Source organism: Helicobacter pylori (assembly GCF_015904775.1).
GTDB classification, from domain to species: domain Bacteria; phylum Campylobacterota; class Campylobacteria; order Campylobacterales; family Helicobacteraceae; genus Helicobacter; species Helicobacter pylori_DM.
Genome location: NZ_JADZNC010000002.1, coordinates 150,650 through 176,503 on the forward strand (window position 1 = coordinate 150,650; position 25,854 = coordinate 176,503).

Sequence of the window (25,854 nt, forward strand, 5' to 3'; positions counted from 1 at the left end):
ATAGGGGTGGTTTAATGCAAGATTTTGATTTTAGTTTTAATCCTAAGGCATGCGAGGGTTGTGGGGCAAAGTGTTGCGTGGGGGAAAGCGGGTATATTTTTTTGAATATCCAAGAAATGCAACAAATTAGCGCTTTTTTAAAATTAGAATTAGAAGAATTCAGTCAAAAATACGTTAAAAAGGTAGGGTATAAGTTCTCTTTATTAGAAAAAGACGCTAAAGAGTTGGGTTTGGCGTGCGTGTTTTTGGATTTAGAAACCAAAAAATGCCAGATTTATAGCGTGCGCCCTAAACAATGCCAAACTTTTCCTTTTTGGGAGGGCGTGAAAACTTTCTCTAAAGAGCAAAAAAAAGCTTTTTGTCAAAGCTGTCCGGGCATCACACAAAAAACCAAAGAAACTAAAGTGCGCTAAAATTCATTATAGTGACACAAAAAGGAAATAAAATAATGGATATTCCAATAAAGAAAAGATTTTTAGCAAATATATTGCTTTTTAGTCTGTTTTCTTGCCTTAAGGCTGAAACCCTTTCAGAAGATCATCAAATCCTGTTGAGTTCAGACGCTTTCCATAGAGGGGATTTTGCTGCCGCTCAAAAAGGCTATATGAATCTTTACAAGCAAACCAATAAGGTGGTGTATGCTAAAGAAGCGGCCATTTCAGCGGCGAGCTTAGGGGATATTAAAACCGCTATGCATTTAGCCATGCTCTATCAAAAAATCACCAATAATCGTAACGATGTTTCTATCAATAAGATTTTAGTGGATGGCTATGCGCAAATGGGGCAGATTGATAAAGCGATTGAATTATTACACAAAATCCGTAAAGAAGAAAAGACCATAGCCACAGATAATGTGTTAGGGACTTTGTATTTGACTCAAAAGCGTTTGGATAAGGCTTTCCCGTTGTTGAATAAGTTTTATAACCAAGTGCATGATGAAGACAGCCTAGAAAAACTCATTACAATCTATTTTTTGCAAAACCGCAAAAAAGAAGGCTTAGACTTGTTGCAATCTCATATAGACAGGTATGGTTGCTCAGAGCAATTGTGCCAAAAAGCGCTCAACACTTTCACGCAATTTAACGAGCTTGATTTGGCTAAAACGACTTTTGCTCGTTTGTATGAAAAAAACCCTATTGTTCAAAACGCCCAATTTTACATAGGGGTATTAATCTTGTTAAAAGAGTTTGATAAGGCCCAGCAAATCGCAGAATTATTCCCTTTTGACAGGCGTTTGTTGTTGGATTTATACACCGCGCAAAAAAAATTCGCTCAAGCTTCCAAACAAGCTTCTTTGATCTATCAAGAAAAAAAAGACCCTAAATTCTTAGGATTAGAGGCTATTTATCATTATGAAAGCTTGAGCGCGAATAAGAAAAAGCTCACCAAAGAAGAGATGTTGCCCATCATTCAAAAATTAGAGCAAGCCACCAAAGAGCGCCAAGCATGGCTTGCTAAAACTAAAGATAAAGAAGACGCGCAAGACGCTTTCTTTTATAATTTTTTAGGGTATTCCTTAATAGATTATGACATGGATGTTAAAAGAGGTATAGATTTGGTTAAAAAAGCTTTAGCCCTAGACACTAGCGACTACAATTCAGCGATCTATTTAGACTCTTTGGCGTGGGGTTATTACAAATTAGGGAATTGTTTGGAGGCTAAAAAAATCTTTTCTAGCATCGCTAAAGAGTTTATCCAAACTGAACCCGAATTGAAAGAACACAATAAGATCATTCAAGAATGCAAGAAATAGGGATTTTAGAAAATTTACAAAAAAGCTTAGCCTTAAAAGAGGGCATGCTTTCTTATGAAATGTTAGGTAAAAGCCTGTCGTATAACCCTTACTTGCCTAGAATCATTCCTCAAACCAAAGACTATGTTTTTGTAACCCCTGATGAGGTTTTAGAAAAGCTTTTGAAAGAAAACACCCACACCGATTGCGTCATTGTCAATTTCAAAGGATTATACGAAATAGGCACGCCAAGCGTGTTTGATTTAGAAGTTTTAGGGTTGTTGCGCCGCCATGCGAGTTCTTTGATTATCCATCAGGATTTTTTCATCAGCCATTACCAGCTTTTAGAATCGCTTGTTCAAGGCTCTGATGGGGTCATTTTAGATGAAGAGCTTTTAAAAGAAGATCTAAAAGGCATGGTAGAATTCGCTTGGCGTTTGGGCTTGAGCGTGTTTGTAGAAACCCACAAACAAGACTACACCCATTTAAAAGATTTAGGGGTTTTAGGCGTGCTAGAAATTAGCCCCCATTCTTATAATCAAAAAAAAAAATAGTCTTTTTAGATTGAATTTTAAGCTAATTTAGAGTAAAAATCGTATTCAAACTTTTTAAAAGGAGTTAGTCATGTCATTATTGGTGAATGATGAATGCATTGCGTGCGATGCTTGCAGGGAAGAATGCCCTAGTGAGGCGATTGAAGAGGGCGATCCCATTTATAATATTGATCCAGACAGATGCACGGAGTGTTACGGGTATGATGATGATGAGCCTCGTTGCGTGAGCGTATGCCCTGTAGATGCGATTTTACCGGATCCTAACAATGCTGAGAGCAGAGAGGAATTGAAATACAAATACGAAAGCTTAAAAGAGCAAGATTAAAGGCTAGCAATGGCTAAAATCACAACCGTGATTGATATAGGCTCTAATTCAGTGCGTTTGGCAGTCTTTAAAAAGACGAGCCAGTTTGGGTTTTACTTGCTTTTTGAGACTAAGTCTAAGGTTAGGATTTCAGAGGGTTGTTATGCGTTTAATGGAATCTTACAAGAAATCCCCATGCAAAGAGCCACTAAAGCCTTGAGCGAATTTAAAGAAATCGCCCTCAAATACAAAAGCAAAAAAATCTTGTGCGTAGCGACCTCAGCGGTGCGCGATGCCCCTAATCGGTTAGAGTTTGTAGCGAGGGTGAAAAAGGCTTGTGGTTTGCAAATCAAAATCATTGATGGGCAAAAAGAAGCGCTCTATGGCGGGATCGCGTGCGCGAATTTGTTGCATAAAAATTCAGGGATCACGATAGATATTGGAGGGGGTAGCACCGAGTGCGCGTTGATTGAAAAAGGCAAGATTAAGGATTTAATCTCGCTTGATGTTGGGACGATCCGCATTAAAGAAATGTTTTTAGACAAAGCCTTAGATGTCAAATTGGCTAAAGCCTTTATCCAAAAAGAAGTCTCTAAACTGCCCTTTAAGCACAAAAATGCCTTTGGGGTGGGGGGGACGATTAGGGCGTTGAGTAAGGTATTGATGAAACGCTTTGATTACCCTATTGATTCTTTGCATGGCTATGAAATAGATGTGCATAAAAATTTAGCGTTCATTGAAAAAATCGTCATGCTCAAAGAAGATCAATTACGGCTTTTAGGGGTGAATGAAGAGCGTTTGGATAGTATCAGGAGCGGGGCGTTGATTTTATCAGTCGTTTTGGAGCATTTAAAAACTTCTTTAATGATCACTAGTGGGGTAGGGGTGAGAGAAGGCGTGTTTTTGAGCGATTTATTGCGCCACCATTACTATAAATTCCCCCCCAATATCAACCCCTCTCTCATCTCTTTAAAAGATCGCTTTTTGCCCCATGAAAAGCACAGCCAAAAGGTCAAAAAAGAATGCGTGAAATTGTTTGAAGCCTTATCGCCCTTGCATAAAATAGATGAAAAATATCTCTTCCATTTAAAGATTGCGGGGGAATTGGCGAGCATGGGTAAGATTTTAAGCGTCTATTTAGCCCACAAGCACAGCGCGTATTTCATTTTAAACGCTTTGAGTTATGGCTTTAGCCACCAGGATAGGGCGATCATTTGCTTATTAGCGCAATTCAGCCATAAAAAAATCCCTAAAGACAACGCTATCGCCCACATGAGCGCGATGATGCCAAGCCTTTTGACCTTGCAATGGCTGAGTTTTATCCTTTCTTTAGCCGAAAATTTGTGTTTGACAGACAGCCATCATTTAAAATACACGCTAGAAAAAAACAAGCTTGTGATCCATTCTAATGACGCGCTTTATTTGGCTAAAGAAATGCTCCCCAAACTCATTAAGCCCATTCCTTTGACGATAGAGTTTGCTTGAAAATAGCGATCGTCAGGCTTTCAGCGCTTGGGGATATTATCGTGAGCGCGGTGTTTTTAGCACTGATTAAAGAGCGTTTCGCTGACGCTCAAATAGAATGGTTCGTGGATGAAAGATTTGGCGCGATTTTAGAGCATTCCCCTTATATTGATAAATTACACCCCATTCCTTTAAAAAGCACGCTTACAACCTTTAACCCTTTGAAGATTTTCAAACTTTTTAAAAATTTAAGGGCTTATGAATACGATATAATCATTGACATGCAAGGCTTGATCAAATCCGCTCTCATCACTCAAATGTTAAAAGCCCCTAAAAAGGTCGGCTTTGATTACGCTTCAGCTAGAGAGGGTTTGAGCGCGTTTTTTTACTCGCAAAAAGTCTCTATCGCTTATGATGAGCCTATTTTAAAGCGCAATTTCACGCTCCTTTCTCAAGCCCTAAACTTGCCCAAAAAAGAAATTTCAAAAGAAATTTCACAGAGTTTAAGCTCTAGGGCTAAAGCGTTTTCTTACCAAGATTCTCCAAAAATCAATGCGTTGAATTTGAATGAGAATAAGCCTAAAATCCTTTTTGTTTTAGAAACTTCTAAAATCAATAAAACTTACCCCACAGAGCACTTTAAAGAATTAGCGTTAATTTTAGAAAATTTTCAAATTTGCTTGTTATGGCATGCTGATGAAGAGAAAGCCGCTGCACTTTATCACGCTTTAAAACACCAGCGCGATGTGTTATTGCTCCCCAAACTCACTTTAAACGAGGTTAAGGCGTTGCTCTTTAAAATGGATTTGATTATTGGGGGCGATACGGGTATCACGCATTTAGCATGGGCGTTGCAAAAACCCAGCATCACCCTTTATGGCAACACGCCCATGGAGCGTTTTAAATTAGAAAGCCCGATCAATGTTTCGCTCACCGGTAATTCAAACGCCAACTACCATAAAAAGGATTTTTCTATCCAAAACATAGATCCTAAAAAAATTAAAGAATGCGTTTTAAACGTTTTAAAGGAAAAAGAATGACTTATAAAGAACGACTCATACACGAAAAAATATTGAACCAAAACGATAAGGGTTTTAAAACAGAACTGCGCATTTTGAGCATTTTTATCGTGGAATCTTTAGTGAATATTCTAGGGTTTATTTTAGCTAAAATGCCCCATTCGTGGTTTTTAAGGTGCATTAAAGCTGTAGCGTGGCTGATGAGAACCTTTGATAGACGCCGTTATTTTGACGCTAAAGCCAATTTGGATTTTGTGTTTGGAGATTCTAAAAGCGAAGAAGAGAAAAAAAGGATCATTAAAAAGGGTTATGAAAATTTTGCTTTCATTATTTTAGAAACCATTAGAGTGATCTTTATCCCTAAAGATGAATACGACGCTCGTTTCACGCTCATCAATGAAGAAAACGTGTGGAAGTCTTTAAACAAGGAAGGCCAAGCGATCACTTTATGCATGCATTTTGGCTATTGGGAAGCGGTAGGCACGACTTTAGCGCAATATTATGAGGACTATGGTAGGGGGTGCTTGGGGCGTTTGACTAAATTTGCCCCCATCAATCACATGATTATGAGCAGGCGAGAGGCGTTTGGGGTGCGTTTTGTCAATAAAATAGGGGCGATGAAAGAACTCATTAAAATGTATAATCAAGGCAATGGCCTTGTGGGGATTTTAGTGGATCAAAATGTCGTGCCTAAAGATGGGGTGGTGGTGAAATTCTTTAATAAAGACGCTACGCACACCACGATCGCTTCTATTTTATCGCGCCGTTACAATATAGACATCCAGCCGGTATTCATTGATTTTAATGACGACTATTCGCATTACACAGCGACTTATTACGAAAGTATCCGCTCTCAAATCACTGACAACGCTGAAAACGATATTTTAGAATGCACGCAAGCCCAAGCGAGTTTGTGCGAAGAAGTGATTAGAAACCACCCAGAAAGTTATTTTTGGTTCCACAGGCGTTTTAAAAGCACCCACCCTGAGATTTATCAAAGATAGGGTTTTGAGTGGAATGATAAAAATTAAAAAATGTTAAAAGGCATTTTTTAAAAATAAATAGTAAAGAGCTTGATTTTAATCAAGCGATAATTTCTTAAGGCGGTCTTCTTGGGTTAGGGGGATTTAGTTGGGGGGTTAAGGGGGAGAGTTATTTCAAAATACCCCCTATCCCATTAAGAAAATGAGTTTTACTATAAAAATAAAGTTAAAAATCCTATTTTTTAAAAAAGTTAAAAAGTTTTAGTTATTACCACTCAATGCGAACAAGAGTGGTATTTTTCTAAAAACTCTTTTTTTTTTAAAAAAGTTAAAAAGTTTTAGTTATTACCACTCAATGCGAACAAGAGTGGTATTTTTCTAAAAATTCTTTTTTAAAACTCAAAAACCGCTTTTCTAAAATAGCGTTTCTGGCGTTTTTAACCAGCTCTAAATAAAAATGCAAATTGTGCAAGCTGGCTAAACGAGCGTAAGTGAGTTCTTTAGCCCTAAAGAGATGGTGCAAATAGGCTTTAGAGTAGCGTTTGCAAGCATAACAAGCGCAATTTTCTTCAATAGGGGTATCATCCAATTTATAGGGCGCGTTTTTGATAGAAATTTTGCCAAAATGCGTGAAAAGGGTGGCGTTTCTGGCGTTTCTAGTGGGTATCACGCAATCAAACATATCCACCCCTAAACTGATAGCGTCTAGGATATTTTCAGGCGTGCCTACGCCCATTAAGTAGCGAGGCTTGTCTTTGGGGAGCAAGGGGGCGGTGTGTGCGATCGTTTCTAGCATTTCATCTACGCTTTCCCCCACCGCTAAACCGCCTATAGCATAGCCATCAAAACCCTCATGCGTTAATCCCACGCTAAGACTGCGCATTTTCAAATGCGTGCCGCCCTGGATAATGGCAAAAAGGTTGTTGTTGGGGCGGTTTTTTTCTTTGTGGTATTCTAGGCTAAGATTCGCCCATTTAGCGCTTCTTTTAATGGATTCTTCAAGGCGTTTTAAGGGAGCGGGCAAGCCCACTAAATCGTCTAAAACCATCATAATATCGCTATTCAAAGAATATTGAATGTCTAAAACTTTAGCGGGCGTGAATAAATGCTTGCTCCCATCAATATGGGATTTAAAAACAATCCCGTCTTCTTGCAATTTAACATTATCGCTCAAACTAAAGGCTTGAAACCCTCCGCTATCGGTTAAAAAACTCCCCTGAAATTGAGCGAAACGATGCAAGCCTCCTAATTGTCCAACCACTTTCTCACCCGGCCTTAAATACATGTGATAGGTGTTGGCTAGAATGAGTTTAGCGCCTAAAATTTCTTGCATATCCATAGCGTCTAAAGATTTGATGCAGCCTTGCGTGCCTACGGGCATAAAAACAGGCGTTGCCACTTGAGAATGGGCTAAATTTAAAACGCCAGCTCGCGCGTGTTTGTCAGTCGCTTGGAGTTGAAAATCCATCGTTTAAGCCTTAATCTTGGATATAATGGCGTAATCATTTTTTAGGAAGTTTGGAATTGAAAAAAATCGCCCTTATTTTAGATGGCATTGTAGCAAAAAATTTTTTAGACTTGGTGCTAAGGCATTATTCTAATCATAATTTTTATATAGTGGTTGTCAAAGATGAGAGCCTTATCCCTAAAAACTACCCGAGCACTTTCGCTTTTTATTGTTTTGATGCGACTTCTAGTTTCAGGCTTTTGCAGGTGTTAAACGATGAGGTGAGCGATGCGTTTTTAATCATACAAGATTTTAAAGAACAGCGCATCATTCATAAAATCATTCAAACCCATTTCAAACGCATGCGCGTGGTTTTGAGCGTGAAAAGAGATGGTGAAAAGACTTTAGAAAATAATGAAGAAAATAAAGATGAAAAGCTTATTTTGATTGATGAATTTGAAGTTTTAGCCAATAAATTCATTTCTCGTTTGCCCAATATCCCTAGCACTCCTAGAGAGTTTGGGTTAGGCAAGGGCGAGATCATGGAGATTGATGTGCCTTTTGGGAGCATTTTTGCTTACAGACACATTGGCTCTATCAGGCAAAAAGAATACAGGATTGTAGGGCTTTATCGCAACGATGTTTTGTTGCTCTCCACTAAATCTTTGGTTATCCAGCCGCGAGACATTCTTTTAGTGGCGGGCAATCCTGAAATTTTGAATGCGGTGTATCATCAAGTCAAAAGCAATGTCGGGCAGTTCCCAGCCCCCTTTGGTAAGAGCATTTATTTATACATTGATATGCGTTTGCAGAACAGAAAAGCGATGATGCGCGATGTGTATCAAGCCTTGTTTTTGCACAAACGTTTAAAGAGCTACAAGCTCTACATTCAGGTTTTACACCCCACTAGCCCTAAGTTTTACCATAAATTTTTATCGCTAGAAACCGAAAGCATTGAAGTGAATTTTGATTTTTATGGGAAAAGTTTTATCCAAAAACTTCATGAAGACCACCAGAAAAAAATGGGCCTAATCGTGGTAGGCAGAGAGCTTTTTTTATCTAAAAAACACCGAAAAGCCTTGTATAAAACAGCCACCCCAGTTTATAAAACCAACACTTCCGGCTTGTTTAAAACCTCTCAAAGCGTGGTGGTTTTGAATGAAAGCTTGGATATTAATGAGGACATGTCTTCAGTGATTTTTGATGTGTCTATGCAAATGGATTTGGGCTTGTTGCTCTATGATTTTGACCCTAACAAGCGCTATAAAAACGAGATTGTCAATCATTATGAAAATTTAGCCAACACGCTCAACCGCAAGATTGAGATTTTCCAAACCGATATTAGAAATCCTATCATGTATCTCAATTCTTTAAGAAATCCCATTTTGCATTTCATGCCTTTTGAAGAGTGCATCACACACACGCGCTTTTGGTGGTTTTTATCCACTAAAGTGGAAAAATTAGCGTTTTTAAACGACGATAACCCTCAAATTTTTATCCCTGTAGCGGAGTGAAAGAATGCAAGAAATCTTAATCCCTTTAAAAGAAAAAAGCTATAAAGTGTTTTTGGGGGAACTGCCTGAAATAGAATTGAAACAAAAAGCACTCATTATTAGCGATAGCATCGTGGCCGGGTTGCATTTATCGTATTTATTGGAGCACTTGAAAGCCTTAGAAGTCAGAGTGTGCGTGATAGAGTCCGGAGAAAAATACAAAAATTTCCATTCATTAGAGCGCATTTTAAACAACGCCTTTGAAATGCAATTAAACCGCCATTCTTTAATGATAGCCCTTGGTGGGGGAGTGATAAGCGATATGGTGGGGTTTGCGAGCAGTATTTATTTTAGGGGGATTGATTTTATTAATATCCCTACGACTTTACTTTCTCAAGTGGATGCGAGCGTGGGGGGGAAAACAGGGATCAATACGCCTTATGGCAAGAATTTAATCGGATCGTTCCACCAGCCTAGAGCGGTTTATATTGATTTGTCTTTTTTAAAAACCCTTGAAAAAAGGGAATTTCAAGCAGGGGTGGCTGAAATCATTAAAATGGCGGTGTGTTTTGATAAAAACTTGGTAGAAACATTGGAAACAAAGGATTTAAAAGATTGTTTAGAAGAAGTGGTTTTCCAAAGCGTCAGTATCAAAGCTCAAGTCGTTGTTCAAGATGAAAAAGAGCAAAACATCAGGGCTGGGTTGAACTATGGGCATACCTTTGGGCATGCGATAGAAAAAGAGACTGATTACGAGCAATTTTTGCATGGCGAAGCGATCGCTATCGGCATGCGCATGGCTAATGATTTAGCCCTTTCTTTAGGCATGCTCACTTTAAAAGAATACGAACGCATAGAAAATTTATTGAAAAAATTTGATTTGGTATTCCATTACAAAATCACCGATATTCAAAAATTTTACGAACGCTTGTTTTTAGACAAAAAAAGCGAAAATAAGACAATCAAATTCATTCTGCCTAAAGGCATTGGAGCGTTTGAGATTGCCTCTCATATCCCTAAAGAAACGATTTTAAAGGTGTTAGAAAAATGGCATTAAGGGTATTGTTATTCTTTTGTTTTTTGTTTTTACAAGCAGAAGATAAAAGCCAAGAGCTATTGTCCATACAAAAACAAATGGTTTTGGTGGATAAAAAACTCGCCAAAGACGATAACGTGTGGTTGAAAAAATTTGAAAACTATAAGATCTACAACCAAATTTATACCGAAAAAGAGAGCGTGAGGCAGGAGTTAAGGCGCTTAAAAAACAAAAAAAGCAAGGATTTATTAAAGATTAGCACCTTAGAGCATACCTTAAAGGCTTTAGAATCCCAACAAAAAATGTTTGAAAGCTATGGGGTCAATCCTTTTAAGGATTTGATAGAGCGCCCCAATATCCCCAATATCCCTAATATCGCTAACCCTATTGCGATCATTGATGGCATTTCTTTCATTAAAAGCATGCGTTTAAAGCATGAAAGTCTCAAAAGCAACCAGGCCGCTTTAGAAGAAGTTTTAAAGCTTTTAGATCAAAAACACCAACTTTTAAGTCAGTGGCATGCTTTGGATAAAAGCGCGAAACTAAGCGATGAGATTTATCAAACTCAAGCCAAACGCTTGGAATTGCAAGGGGCTCAAAACATTTTAAAAACCACGATCGGGATTTTCCAAAAAGACAGCGATGAAGCTATAAGCATTGTCAAATCTCAAGTTAAAAACCAGCTTTTTAAACTGGTTTATGTGTTTTTAGCGGCCCTTTTGAGCGTGGTGTTTGCTTGGATTTTAAAAATCATTTCCAGTAAATACATTGAAAATAATGAGCGCGTCTATACCGTGAATAAAGCCATTAACTTCGTGAATGTGAGCGTGATCATTTTAATTTTTCTTTTTTCTTATTTAGAAAACGTTACTTACTTGGTAACGGTTTTAGGCTTTGCGAGCGCGGGCTTAGCGATTGCGATGAAAGATTTGTTCATGAGCTTGCTCGGGTGGTTTATTATTTTGATTGGGGGGAGCGTGCATGTGGGCGATAGGGTGCGTATCGCTAAGGGGACGGATATTTTTATTGGCGATGTGTTAGATATTTCTATGTTGCACATTACGATTTTAGAAGACGTAACCTTTACCACTTACACGAACAACAGGAGAGCGGGCCGAATTATCTTTGTGCCTAATAATTATATTTTCACCACCATGTTCGCTAATTACAGCCATTTTGGGATGAAAACGGTTTGGGATGGCGTGGATTTTTGCGTTACATTTGATTCTGATTTTAAAAAAGCATCTAAAATTGCGCTCAACATCGCTACAGAATTGTCTAAAGAATACACGGATATTACCTACAAACAGCTCAATAAAATGCGCGACCGGTATTCTTTAAGGAGTTTGAGTGTGAAGCCTCGATGCTTTTTGATGCCTGAAAGTAACGGGATAAAAATCTCGGTGTGGTATCAAACCAATTCGTATGCGACCATGTCTTTAAGGAGCAAGATTGTGGCTGAAATTGTTGAAGCTTTTTTGAAAGAAGAAAATATCCATATCGCTTATACGACCAGCAAGCTGCTTAAAGTGGATGCTGATGCTCTAGGCGATGGTTTTGGGAATAAAAGGGAACAAAAATGAAAAAAGTTTATTTCAAAACTTTTGGGTGCAGGACGAATCTTTTTGACACGCAAGTGATGGGCGAGAATTTGAAGGATTTTAGCGCGACCTTAGAAGAACAAGAAGCCGATATTATTGTGATCAATTCTTGCACCGTGACCAATGGGGCCGATAGCGCGGTAAGGAGTTACGCTAAAAAAATGGCACGATTAAATAAAGAAGTGCTATTTACCGGCTGCGGGGTGAAAACTCAAGGCAAAGAACTTTTTGAAAAAGGGTTTTTAAAGGGCGTTTTTGGGCATGACAATAAAGAAAAGATTAATGCGCTTTTACAAGAAAAAAAGCGTTTTTTTATAGATGACAATTTAGAAAACAAGCACTTAGACACCACGATGGTGAGCGAGTTTGTGGGAAAAACTAGGGCGTTTATCAAGATCCAAGAGGGCTGTGATTTTGATTGCAATTATTGCATTATCCCAAGCGTGAGAGGGAGGGCTAGGAGCTTTGAAGAGAGGAAAATTTTAGAGCAAGTGGGCCTTTTATGCTCTAAAGGGATTCAAGAAGTGGTTTTAACCGGCACCAATGTGGGGAGCTATGGGAAAGATAGAGGAAGCAATATCGCAAGATTGATTAAAAAATTAAGCCAGATTGTTGGATTAAAACGCATAAGGATTGGAAGCTTAGAACCTAATCAAATCAACGATGAATTTTTAGAGCTTTTAGAAGAGGATTTTTTAGAAAAACATTTGCATATCGCTTTACAGCACAGCCATGATTTCATGCTAGAGAGGATGAATAGAAGAAACCGCACCAAAAGCGATAGGGAATTATTAGAAACAATCGCTTCTAAGAATTTTGCTATCGGCACGGATTTTATTGTGGGGCATCCGGGCGAGAGCGAAAGCGTTTTTGAAAAAGCGTTTAAAAATTTAGAAAGCTTGCCTTTAACGCACATCCACCCTTTTATTTACAGCAAACGAAAAGACACCCCCTCTAGCTTGATGCATGGTAGCGTGAGTTTGGAAGATTCTAAAAAGCGTTTGAATGCGATTAAGGATTTGATTTTGCATAAAAATAAGGCGTTCAGGCAATTGCAACTCAATCTCAACACGCCCCTAAAAGCCTTAGTGGAAGCGCAAAAAGACGGCGAATTTAAAGCCCTAGATCAATTCTTTAACCCCATTAAAATCAAAAGCGATAAGCCTTTAAGGGCTAGTTTTTTAGAAATCAAAGAGTATGAAATTAAGGAGAGGGAAAATCATGCCGTTTTCTAAATTTTTAGAAAACCTCACCGCTCCCTTTAAACGCATCAAAAACCGCTCGCTTGTTTTGGCGTTAGGGTTTTTGATCCTTACTTTTTGCTTGTTGCTTTTTTTAATCTTAAGCGATGTTTCTAGGCTCATATCCAGTAAGGATTTTTTTTATGTGATCCAGTCTAACCCTAAACAAACTCTAATTGAAGATGAAAATTATTTTTATGCTAACAAGGGTCTTTATAAAACCAACAAAGAAGCCTTTTTAAGGGTTTATAAAATCCCAGAGAGCATGCCCATAGAAAAACGAGAAAATTTAAACAAGGTTTCTAAAATCTTTTTAGCGTTGCTTTTTTTCATTTCTAGCATGCTTTTTGGGATTTTTTGGCGTTTGCCTAAACGATTGGACACTAAAATGAGTTTAGAAAGCGCGCACAAAAACGAATTAGAAAATGCATTCCAGCGATACGATGCATTAGGGGTGCGTTTTGAAGATATTGCAGGGGTGGATGAAGTTAAAGAAGAATTATTAGAAGTGATAGATTATTTAAAAAACCCTAAAAAATACCAGGATTTAGGGATTTTCCTCCCTAAAGGCGTGCTTTTAATCGGGCCTCCTGGAGTGGGGAAAACCATGATCGCTAAAGCCTTAGCGAGTGAAGCTAAAGTGCCGTTTTTTTATGAAAGCGGGAGCGCGTTTTCTCAAATTTATGTGGGGGCTGGGGCTAAAAAAGTGCATGAACTTTTCATGCACGCTAAAAAGCATGCCCCCTCTATTATTTTTATTGATGAAATTGACGCTTTGGGTAAGGCTAGGGGAGGGCATAGGAGCGATGAGAGAGAGGCCACGCTTAATCAGCTTTTAACCGAAATGGATGGGTTTTTGCAAAACGATGAGGTGGTGGTGATAGGAGCGACTAACCAAATGGAAGTGATGGATGAAGCGCTATTAAGGAGCAAGCGTTTTGATCGGCGCATTTTCATTTCTTTACCGGATTTACTAGAAAGGCAGAGCATTTTAGAAAAGCTGTTAGAAAACAAAAAGCACACGCTAGATTATCTTAAGATCGCTAAAATTTGCGTGGGTTTTAGCGGGGCGATGTTGGCGACTTTGATCAATGAAAGCGCTTTAAACGCCCTCAAACACCAACGAGAAGAAATCACTGAGAGCGACATTTTAGAAGTGAAAGACAAGATCGCTTACGGCAAGAAAAAGCCCCAAACCTTAGATGAAAACCAAAAAGAATTAGTCGCTTTGTATCAAAGCGCGAAAGCCTTGAGCGCGTATTGGCTAGAAATTGAATTTGATAAAGCGCCAATATTAGGGGAATTTATCGCTTTTAATGAAAATAAAATCCATAGCGAGAGTGAGATTAAAAATTACATTAAAGTGTATTTGAGCGGGACGATTGTTTTAGAGTTGCTCTATAAGGAGCGTTATAGTTTATCCAAACAAGACTTGCAAAAAGCGAAATTTTTGAATGAATTTATGGCTAGCGAGCTTCTTTTAGCCCCTACAAAAGAGTCTTTAAGCGTTCTTTATGAAGAGCAACTGGAGTTTTTAAAGCCACAAATTGCAGCTTGCAAGCGCTTGAGCGCTCTATTATTAGAGCAAGAATGTTTAGAGCATGCAAACTTCTATGATTTGTTGAACGGGTGAAAATGCGTTTTTTTAGTGGTTTTGGGTTCGTTAATGAAAGCGTTTTGTTTGAAGAGTGGCTTTTAAAAGGGGCTTATGATGTGTCAGGCTTTTCTATGGGAGCGATTAAGGCGATAGAATACGCTTATAATGAAATCTTGCAACAGCGGCGCATCCATTCCTTGTTATTGTTTTCGCCTTGCATGTTAGCGCATAAGAGTTTGGCGTTCAAACGCTTGCAACTTTCTTCGTTTCAAAAAGATCCGCAAAACTACATGGACAACTTTTATCAAGAAGTGGGCTTGAGTGCTCAATTGGAGCGTTTTAAAAAAGAGGGTTCTTTAGAAGAATTAGAATTTTTATTGAATTACAAGTATAGTGATTCTACAATTAGATTTTTATTAGAAAAAGGCGTGAAGATTGAAGTGTTTATCGGGTTAAAAGACAGGATCACTGACATTCAAGCCCTTTTAGAATTTTTTATGCCTTTAGTTCAAGTGTGGCAGTTTAAGGATTGTAACCATTTGTTGCAAAAATCTTAAAAAAGGTGGAAGATGAAAAAATTTGGTTTAGGGGTGTATTTGCTTCTTTTGGGCATTTTGGGCGGCTCTTTGATTATTTTAGGAGCGATAGTCGTGCCCATTGTTTTCAAAGCTTCAAGCATTTTGCCTGAATTGAATCTAACTCCCTTTGAAAGTGGGAAACTCATGGTGCAAATCTTTGTGCGTTTCAATTATGTTTTAGGCGCGATCGGTTTTGTAGTGTTACTTTATGAAATCATTTCGTTTATTTACTATAAAAGATCGTTAGTGTATTTGATCCTTGGCGTGGCGATAGGGGCGTTGTGCTTGCTCTTTGTTTTTTATTACACGCCTTATATTTTAAACGCTCAAAAAATAGGCGAAGTTGCGCTTCAAAGCGCTGAATTTGCCCGCTCGCACGCTCAAAGCGAATGGCTGTTTAAGGAATTGTTTGTGCTGGTGTGTGCTTTGTTTTTTTGTCGTTTGCTTGGAAAAAATGCGCTTTAGTCCCTTTGATTTAATCAAATGATGGAGTTTTTGGCTACTATCTAGGAAATGAGAAAGTAGCGTTTAAATGAAAAAGTTTAAAAAGAAACTAAAAAAGATAAAACGATCGCAAAAAACAATTTTAAAGCGTCCTTTATGGCTTATGCCTTTACTGATTGGCGGGTTTGCTAGTGGGGTGTATGCGGATGGAACGGATATTTTGGGGCTTAGTTGGGGGGAAAAAAGCCAAAAGGTATGCGTGCATCATCCATGGTATGCTATATGGAGTTGCGACAAATGGGAGGAAAAAACCCAACAATACACAGGAAACCAACTCATCACAAAAACTTGGGTAGGGGGTAATGCGGCTAATTACTACCACACTCAAAACAACCAAAATATTACAGCCAATTTAAAAAATGATAACGGCACTTATTTTTTAAGCGGTCTGTATAACTACACCGGAGGGGAATATAATGGGGGGAATTTAGACATTGAATTAGGCAGTAACGCTACTTTTAATCTAGGTGCGAGTAGTGGGAATAGCTTCACTTCTTGGTATCCTAATGGGCATACTAATGTTACTTTTAGCGCTGGGACTATCAATGTGAATAACAGCGTAGAAGTGGGCAATCGTGTGGGATCGGGAGCTGGCACGCACACGGGAATAGCCACTTTAAACTTGAACGCTAATAAGGTTACTATCAATTCCAATATTAGCGCGTATAAAACTTCGCAAGTGAATGTGGGCAATGCTAACAGCACTATTACCATTGGTTCGGTTTCTTTAAATGGGGATACTTGCAGTTCTTTAGCTAAAGTTGGCAGTGGGGCTAATTGTTCTAGTTCTGGGCCTAGCTATTCTTTTAAAGGCACGACTAACGCTACTAATACGACCTTTAGTAACGCAAACGGCAGTTTCACTTTTGAAGAGAACGCCACTTTTAGCGGGGCGAAATGGAATGGAGGGGCATTCACTTTCAATAAAGGATTTAACGCTACCAATAACACCGCTTTTAATAGCGGTAGCTTCACTTTTAAAGACACAAGCTCTTTTAATAACGCTACTTTTAGTAACGCTACATACACTTTCAACAATCAAGCCACCTTTCAAAACAGCTCCTTTAATGGGGGGACTTTTACTTTTAATAACCAAACCAATCAAAGCGCTCAGCACCCCCAAATTCAAAACAGCTCTTTTAGTGGTAACGCTACCACTCTTAAGGGCTTTGTGAACTTTCAACAAGCCTTTAACAATTCAAACCACCAACTAACGATCCAAAACGCTTCGTTTAATAATGCCACTTTCAACAATACCGGTAAAATCACTATAGAAAAAGAGGCGAGTTTTAACAACACGACATTCAACACTTCTATTAATACAAACAACATGAGTGTTACCGGTAGCGTTACTTTAAGCGGTAAAAATGACTTGAACAATGGCTCAACCCTTGATTTTGGGAGTTCTAAAATCACTCTCGCTCAAGGGGCGACTTTCAATCTTACAAGTTTAGGGAGTGAAAAGAGCGTAACGATTTTAAATTCTAGCGGTGGGATCACTTATAATCATCTTTTAAACCATGCGCTCAATAGCCTGACAAACGCTTTAAAAACAACTGAAAGCCCTTCAAAGCCGCAAAGTTTCGCTCAAGGCTTGTGGGATATGATCACTTACAATGGGGTTACCGGACAGCTTTTGAACGAAAGTGCTGCAACATCTAAAAACACTGACTCTTCGCCCTCTGCACCCACTAAAGACTCCCCACAAGTCTATCAAGTGGGCTATAAAATAGGGGATACTATCTACAAACTGCAAGAAACTTTCAGCCACAATTCCATTATTATCCAGGCTTTAGAGAGCGGGACTTACACGCCACCCCCTACAATCAGCGGATCACAATTTGACTTATCCGCTTCAAATTATATTAATGCTGACATGCCTTGGTATGATCATAAATATTACATCCCCAAATCCCAAAATTTTACAGAGAGCGGGACTTATTACTTGCCGAGCGTTCAAATATGGGGGAGTTACGCTAACTCGTTTAAACAGACCTTTAGCGCGAATGGCAGTAATCTGGTGATCGGGTATAACTCAACATGGACTGGAAATAGCGTTTCTTCTAGCGGCACGGTGTCTTTTGGGGACACTTCAGGGAGCGCTCTTAATGGGCATTGCGGGCCTTGGCCCTATTACCAATGCACAGGCACGACTAACGGTGCTTATAGCGCTTATCATGTCTATATCACAGCGAATCTGCGTTCTGGCAATCGTATAGGCACCGGTGGGGCAGCCAATCTAACCTTTAATGGGGTAGATAGTGTCAATATCGCTAACGCTACTATCACGCAGCATAACGCCGGGATTTATTCAAGCTCCATGACTTTTTCCACGCAAAACATGGACAATTCGCAGAATTTGAGTGGCCTAAACGCTAACGGCAAACTTTCAGTGTATGGCGCAACTTTCACTAACCAAGCCAAAGACGGGAAATTCATTTTCAATGCAGGGCAAGCGGTTTTTGAAAACACCAACTTTAATGGAGGGAGCTACCAATTCAGCGGTGATAGCTTGAATTTTTCAAATAACAACCAGTTCAATAGCGGTTCGTTTGAAATTAGCACAAAAAACGCTTCGTTCAATAACGCTAACTTTAACAACAGCGCTTCTTTTAATTTCAATAACTCTAACGCAACCACTTCGTTTGTGGGGGATTTCACTAACGCTAATTCAAATTTGCAAATCGCCGGGAACGCTGTTTTTGGGAACTCTACTAATGGCTCTCAAAATAACGCTAATTTTAATAATACCGGCTCTGTGAATATCTCAGGGAATGCAACTTTTGATAACGTGGTATTTAACAGCCCTACGAACACGAGCGTGAAAGGGCAAGTTATCCTCAATAACATCACTTTAAAAAACCTGAACGCCCCTTTGTCTTTTGGCGATGGAACGATTACTTTTAACGCTCATTCGGTGATTAATATTGGTGAAGCTATCACTAATGGCAACCCTATCACCCTTGTAAGCTCTTCTAAAGAGATTGATTACAACAACGCTTTCAGTAAAAATCTATGGCAGCTCATCAACTACCAAGGGCATGGGGCAAGCAGTGAAAAGCTCGTCTCTAGTGCGGGTAATGGCGTTTATGATGTGGTGTATTCTTTCAATAACCAAACCTACAATTTCCAAGAGATTTTTTCACCCAACAGCATTTCTATCCGGCGTTTGGGCGTTAGCATGGTGTTTGATTATGTGGATATGGAAAAATCGGATCATTTATATTATCAAAACGCTCTCGGTTTTATGACCTACATGCCTAATAGCTATAACAATAATTTAGGGAATGCAAACAACACCATTTACTATTACGACAACAGCATTGATTTTTATGCGAGCGGGAAAACTTTATTCACTAAAGCGGAATTTTCTCAAACGTTCACCGGGCAAAACAGCGCGATCGTTTTTGGGGCTAAAAGCATATGGACGAGTGCGAGCGATGCGCCGCAATCTAATGCAATCATTCGCTTTGGGGACAATAAGGGAGCAGGGAGTAATGATGCGAGCGGGCATTGCTGGAACTTGCAATGCATAGGCTTTATCACAGGGCATTATGAAGCGCAAAAGATTTACATCACCGGTAGCATTGAAAGCGGGAATCGCATTTCTAGCGGTGGGGGCGCGAGTCTTAATTTTAACGGGCTTCAAGGCATTCTTTTAACGAACGCAACTCTGTATAACCGTGCCGCTGGCACGCAAAGCTCTTCTATGAATTTTATCTCTAACAGCGCGAACATTCAGGCTCAAAACTCCTATTTTATAGACGATACCGCGCAAAATGGCGGCAACCCTAATTTCAGTTTCAACGCTTTGAATCTGGATTTTTCTAACAGCTCTTTTAGGGGCTATGTGGGGACAACGCAATCTGTTTTTAAATTCAATGCCGCCAATGCGATCAGTTTCACCAACAGCTCTAATTTAAGCTCTGGTTTGTATCAAATGCAAGCTAAAAGCGTGTTGTTTGATAATTCCAATTTAAGCGTTTCAGTGGGGACAAGCAGTATTAAAGCTAGTGCGATCAATCTTTCTCAAAATGCCTCTATCAATGCGAGCAACCATTCAACCTTAGAACTTCAGGGCGATTTGAATTTAAACGACACCAGCTCGCTCAACCTCAACCAAAGCACGATTAATGTTTCCAATAACGCCACGATCAACGATTATGCGAGCTTGATTGCGAGTAATAACGCTCATATCAATTTTAACGGAGCGGTCAATTTCAATTCAGCGAATATTACTACGAGTTTGAGTAATTCCTCTATCGTGTTTAAGGGAGCGAGCTCTTTAGGAGGGCAGTTTAATTTAAGCAATAACTCTTCTTTAGATTTTCAAGGCTCTAGCGCTATCACCTCTAACACGGCGTTTAATTTCTATGATAACGCTTTTTCTCAAAGCCCCATCACTTTCCATCAAGCCCTTGATATTAAAGCACCCTTGAGTTTGGGAGGCAATCTCTTAAACCCTAACAGCAGTAGCGTGTTGAATTTGAAAAACAGCCAGCTTGTTTTTGGTGATCAAGGGAGTTTGAATATCGCTAACATTGATTTACTAAGCGATCTAAACGATAATAAAAATCGTGTGTATAACATCATTCAAGCGGACATGAATAGTAATTGGTATGAGCGTATCAGCTTCTTTGGCATGCGCATCAATGACGGGATTTATGATGCTAAAAACCAAACTTATAGTTTCACTAACCCCCTTAATAACGCCCTAAAAATCACCGAGAGCTTTAAAGACAACCAACTAAGCGTTACGCTCTCTCAAATCCCGGGTATTAAAAACACGCTCTATAACATTGGCTCTGAAGTCTTTAACTACCAAAAAGTTTATAACAACGCTAATGGCATGTATTCTTATATCGATGACGCAGAAGGCGTGTTTTATCTCACTAGCAATGTGAAAGGCTATTACAACCCCAACCAATCCTATCAAGCTAACGGCAGTAACAACACTACGAAAAATAACAATCTAACCTCTGAGTCTTCTATCATCTCGCAAACCTATAACGCGCAAGGCAACCCTATTAGCGCGTTACACATCTATAACAAGGGCTATAATTTTAATAATATCAAAGCACTAGGGCAAATGGTGCTCAAACTCTACCCTGAAATCAAAAAGATATTAGGGGATGATTTTTCGCTTTCAAGTTTGAGCGATTTAAAAGGCGATGCGCTAAACCAGCTTACCAAACTCATCACGCCTAGCGATTGGAAAAACATTAACGAGTTGATTGATAATGCAAACAATTCGGTGGTGCAAAATTTCAATAACGGTGCTTTGATTATAGGAGCGACTAAAATAGGGCAAACAGACACCAATAGCGCGGTTGTTTTTGGGGGATTAGGTTATCAAAAACCTTGCGATTACACCGACATTGTGTGCCAAAAATTTAGAGGCACTTATTTGGGGCAACTTTTAGAGTCCAGCTCGGCTGATTTGGGCTATATTGACACGACTTTTAACGCTAAAGAAATTTATCTTACCGGCACTTTAGGGAGCGGGAACGCATGGGGGACTGGGGGGAGCGCTAGCGTAACTTTTAACAGCCAAACTTCGCTCATTCTCAACCAAGCCAATATCGTAAGCTCGCAAACCGATGGGATTTTTAGCATGCTAGGCCAAGAGGGCATCAATAAGGTTTTCAACCAGGCCGGGCTCGCTAATATTTTGGGCGAAGTGGCAATGCAATCCATTAATAAAGCCGGGGGATTAGGGAATTTGATAGTAAATACGCTAGGGAGTGATAGCGTGATTGGGGGGTATTTAACGCCTGAACAAAAAAATCAAACCCTAAGCCAGCTTTTGGGGCAGAATAACTTTGATAATCTCATGAACGATAGCGGTTTGAACACGGCGATTAAGGATTTGATCAGACAAAAATTAGGCTTTTGGACCGGGCTAGTGGGGGGATTAGCCGGACTAGGGGGCATTGATTTGCAAAACCCTGAAAAGCTTATAGGGAGCATGTCCATCAATGATTTATTGAGTAAAAAAGGGTTGTTCAATCAGATCACTGGCTTTATTTCCGCTAACGATATAGGGCAAGTCATAAGCGTAATGTTGCAAGATATTGTCAAACCGAGCAACGCTTTAAAAAACGATGTAGCGGCTTTAGGCAAGCAAATGATTGGCGAATTTTTAGGCCAAGACACGCTCAATTCTTTAGAAAGCTTGCTGCAAAACCAGCAGATTAAAAGCGTTTTAGACAAAGTCCTAGCGGCTAAAGGCTTAGGGCCTATTTATGAACAAGGTTTGGGAGATTTGATCCCTAGTCTTGGTAAAAAGGGGCTTTTCGCTCCCTATGGCTTGAGTCAAGTGTGGCAAAAAGGGGATTTTAGTTTCAACGCGCAAGGCAATGTTTTTGTGCAAAATTCCACTTTCTCTAACGCTAATGGAGGCACGCTTAGTTTTAACGCAGGAAATTCGCTCATTTTTGCCGGAAACAATCGTATCGCTTTCACTAACCATTTTGGAACGCTCAATTTATTGTCTAATCAAGTTTCTAACATTAATATCACCACGCTTGATGCCAGCAACGGCCTTAAGATTAACGCCGCTAATAACAATGTTTCTGTGTCTCAAGGCGATCTGTTTATCAACGCTAGTTGCACACAACAAAGCGATCCAACTGCAGCTAGCGCCACAAACCCTTGCACGCTTAGCGCCCAAAGCGCGAATGGCGCTTCTTCTAATAACGCGTCAAATAACGCGCCAATCGCCTTGAATAATAACGATGAAAGCTTGATGGTTACGGCGAATGGTTTCAATTTTTCAGGCAATATTTACGCTAATGGGGTGGTTGATTTTTCAAAGATTAAAGGCTCTGCAAACATTAAAAACCTGTATCTTTACAATAACGCTCAATTCCAAGCCAACAACCTTATTATTTCCAATCAAGCGGTGTTAGAGAACAACGCTAGCTTTGTAACGAATAACTTAAACATTCAAGGGGCGTTTAACAACAACGCCACGCAAAAAATAGAGGTGCTTCAAAATTTAGTGATCGCTTCAAACGCTTCTTTAAGCACTGGGATTTATGGGTTAGAAGTAGGGGGGGCTTTGAATCATTTGGGAACGATCCATTTTAATTTAGAAAATTCTCAAACGCCTGTAAATCCGCTCATTCAAGCAGAGGGGATCATTAATCTCAACACTACCCAAACGCCTTTTATCAATGTCAATAACAGCATGGCCAATAACACGACTTACACTTTATTAAAAAGCAGCCGTTACATTGATTACAATATCAACCCTAACAGCTTGCAATCGTATTTGAAGCTCTATACCTTAATCAATATCAACGGAAACCACATAGAGGAAAAAAACGGCGTGTTGACTTATTTGGGCCAACGGGTTTTATTACAAGATAAGGGGTTATTATTAAGCGTAGCACTGCCTGACTCAAACAATGCTTCTCAAAACCATATTTTAAGCCTTTCTGTTCTTCATGATCAGATAAAAATGTCTTATGGCAACAAGATCATGGACTTTACCCCCCCTACCTTACAAGATTACATTACGGGCATTCAAGGGCAAAGCGCGCTCAATCAAATTGAAGCTATAGGAGGGAACGCTATCAAGTGGCTTTCAACATTGATGATGGACACTAAAGAAAACCCGCTTTTTGCACCGATTTATTTAAAAAACCACTCTTTGAATGAAATCTTAGGCGTAACAAAAGATCTTCAAAACACCGCAAGCTTGATTTCTAACCCTAATTTTAGAAATAACGCTACCAACCTTTTAGAATTGGCGAGTTACACCCAACAAACCAGCCGTTTAACCAAACTCTCTGATTTTAGGGCTAGAGAGGGAGAGTCTGATTTTTCTTTGTTAGAGCTTAAAAACAAGCGTTTTAGCGATCCTAACCCTGGAGAGGTTTTTGTCAAATATTCTCAACTTAGCAAACACCCAAATAACCTTTGGGTTCAAGGGGTGGGAGGAGCGAGCTTTATTTCTGGGGGCAATGGCACGCTTTATGGCTTGAATGTGGGCTATGACAAGTTGGTTAAAAATGTGATCCTTGGGGGTTATGTGGCTTATGGCTATAGCGACTTTAATGGGAACATCATGCATTCTTTGGGTAATAATGTGGATGTGGGGATGTATGCTAGGGCTTTTTTAAAAAGGAACGAATTCACTTTGAGCGCGAATGAAACTTATGGAGGCAATGCAAGTAATATCAATTCTTCTAATCCCTTGCTTTCTGTGTTGAACCAACGCTATAGTTATAACACCTGGACAACGAGCGTGAATGGGAATTACGGCTATGATTTCATGTTCAAACAAAAAAGCGTGGTGTTAAAACCTCAAGTGGGCGTGAGCTATCATTTCATAGGCTTGAGCGGGATGAAAGGCAAAATGAATGATGCCGCTTACAAACAATTTCTCATGCATTCAAACCCCTCTAACGAATCGGTTTTAACGCTCAACATGGGGCTAGAGAGCCGTAAATATTTTGGCAAAAATTCCTATTATTTTGTAACGGCGAGACTAGGTAGGGATCTTTTGATCAAATCTAAAGGCGGCAATACGGTGCGTTTTGTGGGCGAAAACACTTTATTGTATCGCAAGGGGGAAGTTTTCAACACTTTTGCGAGCGTGATCACAGGGGGTGAGATGCATTTGTGGCGTTTGATGTATGTGAATGCGGGGGTGGGGCTTAAGATGGGCTTGCAATACCAAGACATTAATATAACCGGGAATGTGGGCATGCGAGTGGCGTTTTAGCTTTTTTGCTATAATGCTTCGTTCAAATTTTATGGTTAGGTTTTTCCATGTTTAATTATGAAGAGCTGTTTCAAACTTATAAAACCCCTTTTTATCTCTATGATTTTGACAAAATCAAACAGGCTTTTTTGAATTATAAAGAAGCGTTTAAGGGGCGTAAATCTTTGATTTGCTACGCTTTAAAGGCGAATTCCAATTTGAGTATCCTCTCTTTATTAGCCCATTTAGAGAGTGGGGCGGATTGCGTTTCCATAGGTGAGATATATAGGGCTTTAAAAGCTGGGATCAAGCCTTATAGGATCGTGTTTAGCGGGGTGGGTAAGAGCGGATTTGAAATAGAGCAAGCCCTAAAACTCAACATTTTATTTTTGAATGTAGAAAGTTTTATGGAATTAAAAGCGATTGAAACAATCGCTCAATCTTTAGGGATAAAGGCTAGGATTTCCATTAGAATCAACCCTAACATTGACGCTAAAACGCACCCCTATATTTCTACCGGTTTGAAAGAAAATAAGTTTGGCGTGGGAGAAAAAGAAGCTTTAGAAATGTTTCTTTGGGCTAAAAAAAGCGCGTTTTTAGAGCCTGTTAGCGTGCATTTTCATATCGGCTCACAGCTCTTAGATTTAGAGCCGATTATAGAAGCGAGCCAAAAGGTGGCTAAAATTGCTAAATCTTTGATCGCGCTAGGGATAGATTTGCGTTTTTTTGATGTGGGTGGAGGCATTGGCGTGAGCTATGAAAATGAAGAAACGATTAAGCTTTATGATTACGCGCAAGGGATTTTAAACGCGCTTCAAGGCTTGGATTTGACCATTATTTGTGAGCCGGGCCGATCCATCGTGGCTGAGAGTGGGGAATTGATCACGCAGGTTTTGTATGAAAAAAAGGCTCAAAACAAGCGCTTTGTAATCGTGGATGCGGGCATGAATGATTTTTTACGCCCCAGTTTGTATCATGCTAAGCATGCCATAAGGGTTATAACGCCCTCTAAAGGGCGTGAGATCTCGCCTTGCGATGTGGTAGGGCCTGTGTGTGAGAGCAGCGACACTTTTTTAAAAGACGCCCATTTGCCAGAATTAGAGCCAGGCGATAAAATAGCGATTGAGAAGGTTGGGGCTTATGGCTCTAGCATGGCCAGTCAATACAATTCACGCCCCAAACTCTTAGAATTAGCCCTAGAAGATCACAAAATCAGAGTGATTAGAAAAAGAGAGGCTTTAGAAGATTTGTGGCGGTTAGAAGAAGAAGGCTTAAAAGGGGTTTGATTAGATGCAAAAGAATTTGGATAGTCTTTTAGAAAATTTAAGGGCTGAAATTGATGCGTTGGATAATGAATTGAGCGATCTTTTAGACAAACGCTTAGAAATCGCTTTAAAAATCGCTCTCATCAAACAAGAAAGCCCCATTTATTGCCCTAAAAGAGAGCAAGAAATTTTAAAACGACTCAGCCAAAGGGATTTCAAGCATTTGAATGGAGAAATTCTTACGGGTTTTTATGCAGAGGTTTTTAAGATTTCTAGAAAATTTCAAGAAAACGCCCTAAAAGAATTAAAAAAATAAAAGAGAG

At 39.4% G+C, this 25,854-nt stretch carries 17 protein-coding genes and 1 pseudogene; 17 read left to right on the plus strand and 1 reads right to left on the minus strand.

The window, feature by feature from the left end:
* Window positions 1–14 precede the first annotated feature (14 nt).
* The 7 genes and pseudogenes from I6852_RS02180 (at window position 15) to I6852_RS02210 (ending at window position 6,077) form a co-directional block, all read left to right on the plus strand.
* Window positions 15–413 carry a YkgJ family cysteine cluster protein gene (locus I6852_RS02180; protein WP_001150531.1) on the plus strand — a complete coding sequence of 133 codons (399 nt, stop codon included), beginning with the start codon at window positions 15–17 and terminating at the stop codon, window positions 411–413.
* Between the two features lie 35 nt (window positions 414–448).
* A complete protein-coding gene (locus tag I6852_RS02185; protein WP_197291692.1) occupies window positions 449–1,753 on the plus strand; it encodes a tetratricopeptide repeat protein in 1,305 nt (434 codons plus the stop codon).
* Window positions 1,741–2,300, plus strand: a pseudogene (locus I6852_RS02190) (beta/alpha barrel domain-containing protein). The gene I6852_RS02185 and the pseudogene I6852_RS02190 overlap by 13 nt, the downstream one beginning before the upstream one ends.
* Window positions 2,301–2,356: 56 nt before the next feature.
* Window positions 2,357–2,611 carry a YfhL family 4Fe-4S dicluster ferredoxin gene (locus tag I6852_RS02195; RefSeq protein ID WP_000055466.1) on the plus strand — a complete coding sequence of 85 codons (255 nt, stop codon included), beginning with the start codon at window positions 2,357–2,359 and terminating at the stop codon, window positions 2,609–2,611.
* A gap of 9 nt (window positions 2,612–2,620) precedes the next feature.
* Window positions 2,621–4,075 carry a Ppx/GppA family phosphatase gene (locus tag I6852_RS02200; protein ID WP_197291690.1) on the plus strand — a complete coding sequence of 485 codons (1,455 nt, stop codon included), beginning with the start codon at window positions 2,621–2,623 and terminating at the stop codon, window positions 4,073–4,075.
* Window positions 4,072–5,094 (plus strand): lipopolysaccharide heptosyltransferase I, encoded by a 1,023-nt coding sequence (waaC, locus tag I6852_RS02205; RefSeq protein ID WP_197291689.1) that lies wholly within the window; start codon window positions 4,072–4,074, stop codon window positions 5,092–5,094. Before I6852_RS02200 ends, waaC begins: the two co-directional genes overlap by 4 nt.
* The gene (locus I6852_RS02210) at window positions 5,091–6,077 is read left to right on the plus strand and encodes a lipid A biosynthesis lauroyl acyltransferase (RefSeq protein ID WP_197291688.1); all 987 of its coding nucleotides are present in this window, start codon (window positions 5,091–5,093) and stop codon (window positions 6,075–6,077) included. Before waaC ends, I6852_RS02210 begins: the two co-directional genes overlap by 4 nt.
* Window positions 6,078–6,408: 331 nt before the next feature.
* Here I6852_RS02210 and tgt read toward each other — a convergent pair whose 3' ends face one another.
* On the minus strand, window positions 6,409–7,524 hold the full coding sequence (gene tgt / locus I6852_RS02215; RefSeq protein WP_197291687.1) for a tRNA guanosine(34) transglycosylase Tgt: 1,116 nt from the start codon (window positions 7,522–7,524) through the stop codon (window positions 6,409–6,411).
* 56 nt (window positions 7,525–7,580) lie between these two features.
* Here tgt and I6852_RS02220 point away from each other — a divergent pair, with 56 nt between their 5' ends.
* The 10 genes from I6852_RS02220 to I6852_RS02265 all read left to right on the plus strand — a co-directional run bounded on the left by I6852_RS02220 (window position 7,581) and on the right by I6852_RS02265 (window position 25,847).
* The gene (locus tag I6852_RS02220; protein WP_197291686.1) at window positions 7,581–9,017 is read left to right on the plus strand and encodes a COG3400 family protein; all 1,437 of its coding nucleotides are present in this window, start codon (window positions 7,581–7,583) and stop codon (window positions 9,015–9,017) included.
* A gap of 4 nt (window positions 9,018–9,021) precedes the next feature.
* Window positions 9,022–10,053 carry a 3-dehydroquinate synthase gene (aroB, locus tag I6852_RS02225; protein ID WP_197291685.1) on the plus strand — a complete coding sequence of 344 codons (1,032 nt, stop codon included), beginning with the start codon at window positions 9,022–9,024 and terminating at the stop codon, window positions 10,051–10,053.
* Entirely contained in the window at window positions 10,044–11,615 is a 1,572-nt protein-coding gene (locus I6852_RS02230; RefSeq protein WP_197291684.1) for a mechanosensitive ion channel family protein, read from the plus strand. The genes aroB and I6852_RS02230 overlap by 10 nt, the downstream gene beginning before the upstream one ends.
* Window positions 11,612–12,868 (plus strand): tRNA (N(6)-L-threonylcarbamoyladenosine(37)-C(2))-methylthiotransferase MtaB, encoded by a 1,257-nt coding sequence (gene mtaB, locus I6852_RS02235; RefSeq protein WP_197291683.1) that lies wholly within the window; start codon window positions 11,612–11,614, stop codon window positions 12,866–12,868. Before I6852_RS02230 ends, mtaB begins: the two co-directional genes overlap by 4 nt.
* Window positions 12,855–14,507, plus strand: coding sequence for an AAA family ATPase (locus I6852_RS02240; RefSeq protein WP_197291682.1), 1,653 nt, complete (start codon window positions 12,855–12,857; stop codon window positions 14,505–14,507). The genes mtaB and I6852_RS02240 overlap by 14 nt, the downstream gene beginning before the upstream one ends.
* Window positions 14,508–14,509: 2 nt before the next feature.
* A complete protein-coding gene (gene bioV, locus I6852_RS02245) occupies window positions 14,510–15,028 on the plus strand; it encodes a pimelyl-ACP methyl ester esterase BioV (protein WP_197291681.1) in 519 nt (172 codons plus the stop codon).
* 12 nt (window positions 15,029–15,040) lie between these two features.
* On the plus strand, window positions 15,041–15,514 hold the full coding sequence (locus tag I6852_RS02250) for a DUF4149 domain-containing protein (RefSeq protein WP_197291680.1): 474 nt from the start codon (window positions 15,041–15,043) through the stop codon (window positions 15,512–15,514).
* 67 nt (window positions 15,515–15,581) lie between these two features.
* Window positions 15,582–24,287 (plus strand): immunomodulatory autotransporter protein ImaA, encoded by an 8,706-nt coding sequence (gene imaA / locus I6852_RS02255; RefSeq protein WP_197291679.1) that lies wholly within the window; start codon window positions 15,582–15,584, stop codon window positions 24,285–24,287.
* A 47-nt stretch (window positions 24,288–24,334) separates the two neighbouring features.
* Window positions 24,335–25,552: a diaminopimelate decarboxylase gene (gene lysA / locus I6852_RS02260; RefSeq protein WP_197291678.1), complete on the plus strand. Its 1,218-nt coding sequence runs from the start codon at window positions 24,335–24,337 to the stop codon at window positions 25,550–25,552.
* A gap of 4 nt (window positions 25,553–25,556) precedes the next feature.
* Window positions 25,557–25,847: a chorismate mutase gene (locus I6852_RS02265; protein WP_001171375.1), complete on the plus strand. Its 291-nt coding sequence runs from the start codon at window positions 25,557–25,559 to the stop codon at window positions 25,845–25,847.
* Window positions 25,848–25,854: the final 7 nt, after the last annotated feature.

Bases quoted from the DNA above. Each gene is read 5' to 3' on its own strand.
- I6852_RS02180 (WP_001150531.1), top strand. From the start codon at position 15: ATGCAAGATTTTGATTTTAGTTTTAATCCTAAGGCATGCGAGGGTTGT.
- I6852_RS02185 (WP_197291692.1), top strand. From the start codon at position 449: ATGGATATTCCAATAAAGAAAAGATTTTTAGCAAATATATTGCTTTTT.
- I6852_RS02195 (WP_000055466.1), top strand. From the start codon at position 2,357: ATGTCATTATTGGTGAATGATGAATGCATTGCGTGCGATGCTTGCAGG.
- I6852_RS02200 (WP_197291690.1), top strand. From the start codon at position 2,621: ATGGCTAAAATCACAACCGTGATTGATATAGGCTCTAATTCAGTGCGT.
- I6852_RS02210 (WP_197291688.1), top strand. From the start codon at position 5,091: ATGACTTATAAAGAACGACTCATACACGAAAAAATATTGAACCAAAAC.
- tgt (WP_197291687.1), bottom strand. From the start codon at position 7,524: ATGGATTTTCAACTCCAAGCGACTGACAAACACGCGCGAGCTGGCGTT.
- aroB (WP_197291685.1), top strand. From the start codon at position 9,022: ATGCAAGAAATCTTAATCCCTTTAAAAGAAAAAAGCTATAAAGTGTTT.
- I6852_RS02230 (WP_197291684.1), top strand. From the start codon at position 10,044: ATGGCATTAAGGGTATTGTTATTCTTTTGTTTTTTGTTTTTACAAGCA.
- mtaB (WP_197291683.1), top strand. From the start codon at position 11,612: ATGAAAAAAGTTTATTTCAAAACTTTTGGGTGCAGGACGAATCTTTTT.
- I6852_RS02240 (WP_197291682.1), top strand. From the start codon at position 12,855: ATGCCGTTTTCTAAATTTTTAGAAAACCTCACCGCTCCCTTTAAACGC.
- bioV (WP_197291681.1), top strand. From the start codon at position 14,510: ATGCGTTTTTTTAGTGGTTTTGGGTTCGTTAATGAAAGCGTTTTGTTT.
- I6852_RS02250 (WP_197291680.1), top strand. From the start codon at position 15,041: ATGAAAAAATTTGGTTTAGGGGTGTATTTGCTTCTTTTGGGCATTTTG.
- imaA (WP_197291679.1), top strand. From the start codon at position 15,582: ATGAAAAAGTTTAAAAAGAAACTAAAAAAGATAAAACGATCGCAAAAA.
- lysA (WP_197291678.1), top strand. From the start codon at position 24,335: ATGTTTAATTATGAAGAGCTGTTTCAAACTTATAAAACCCCTTTTTAT.
- I6852_RS02265 (WP_001171375.1), top strand. From the start codon at position 25,557: ATGCAAAAGAATTTGGATAGTCTTTTAGAAAATTTAAGGGCTGAAATT.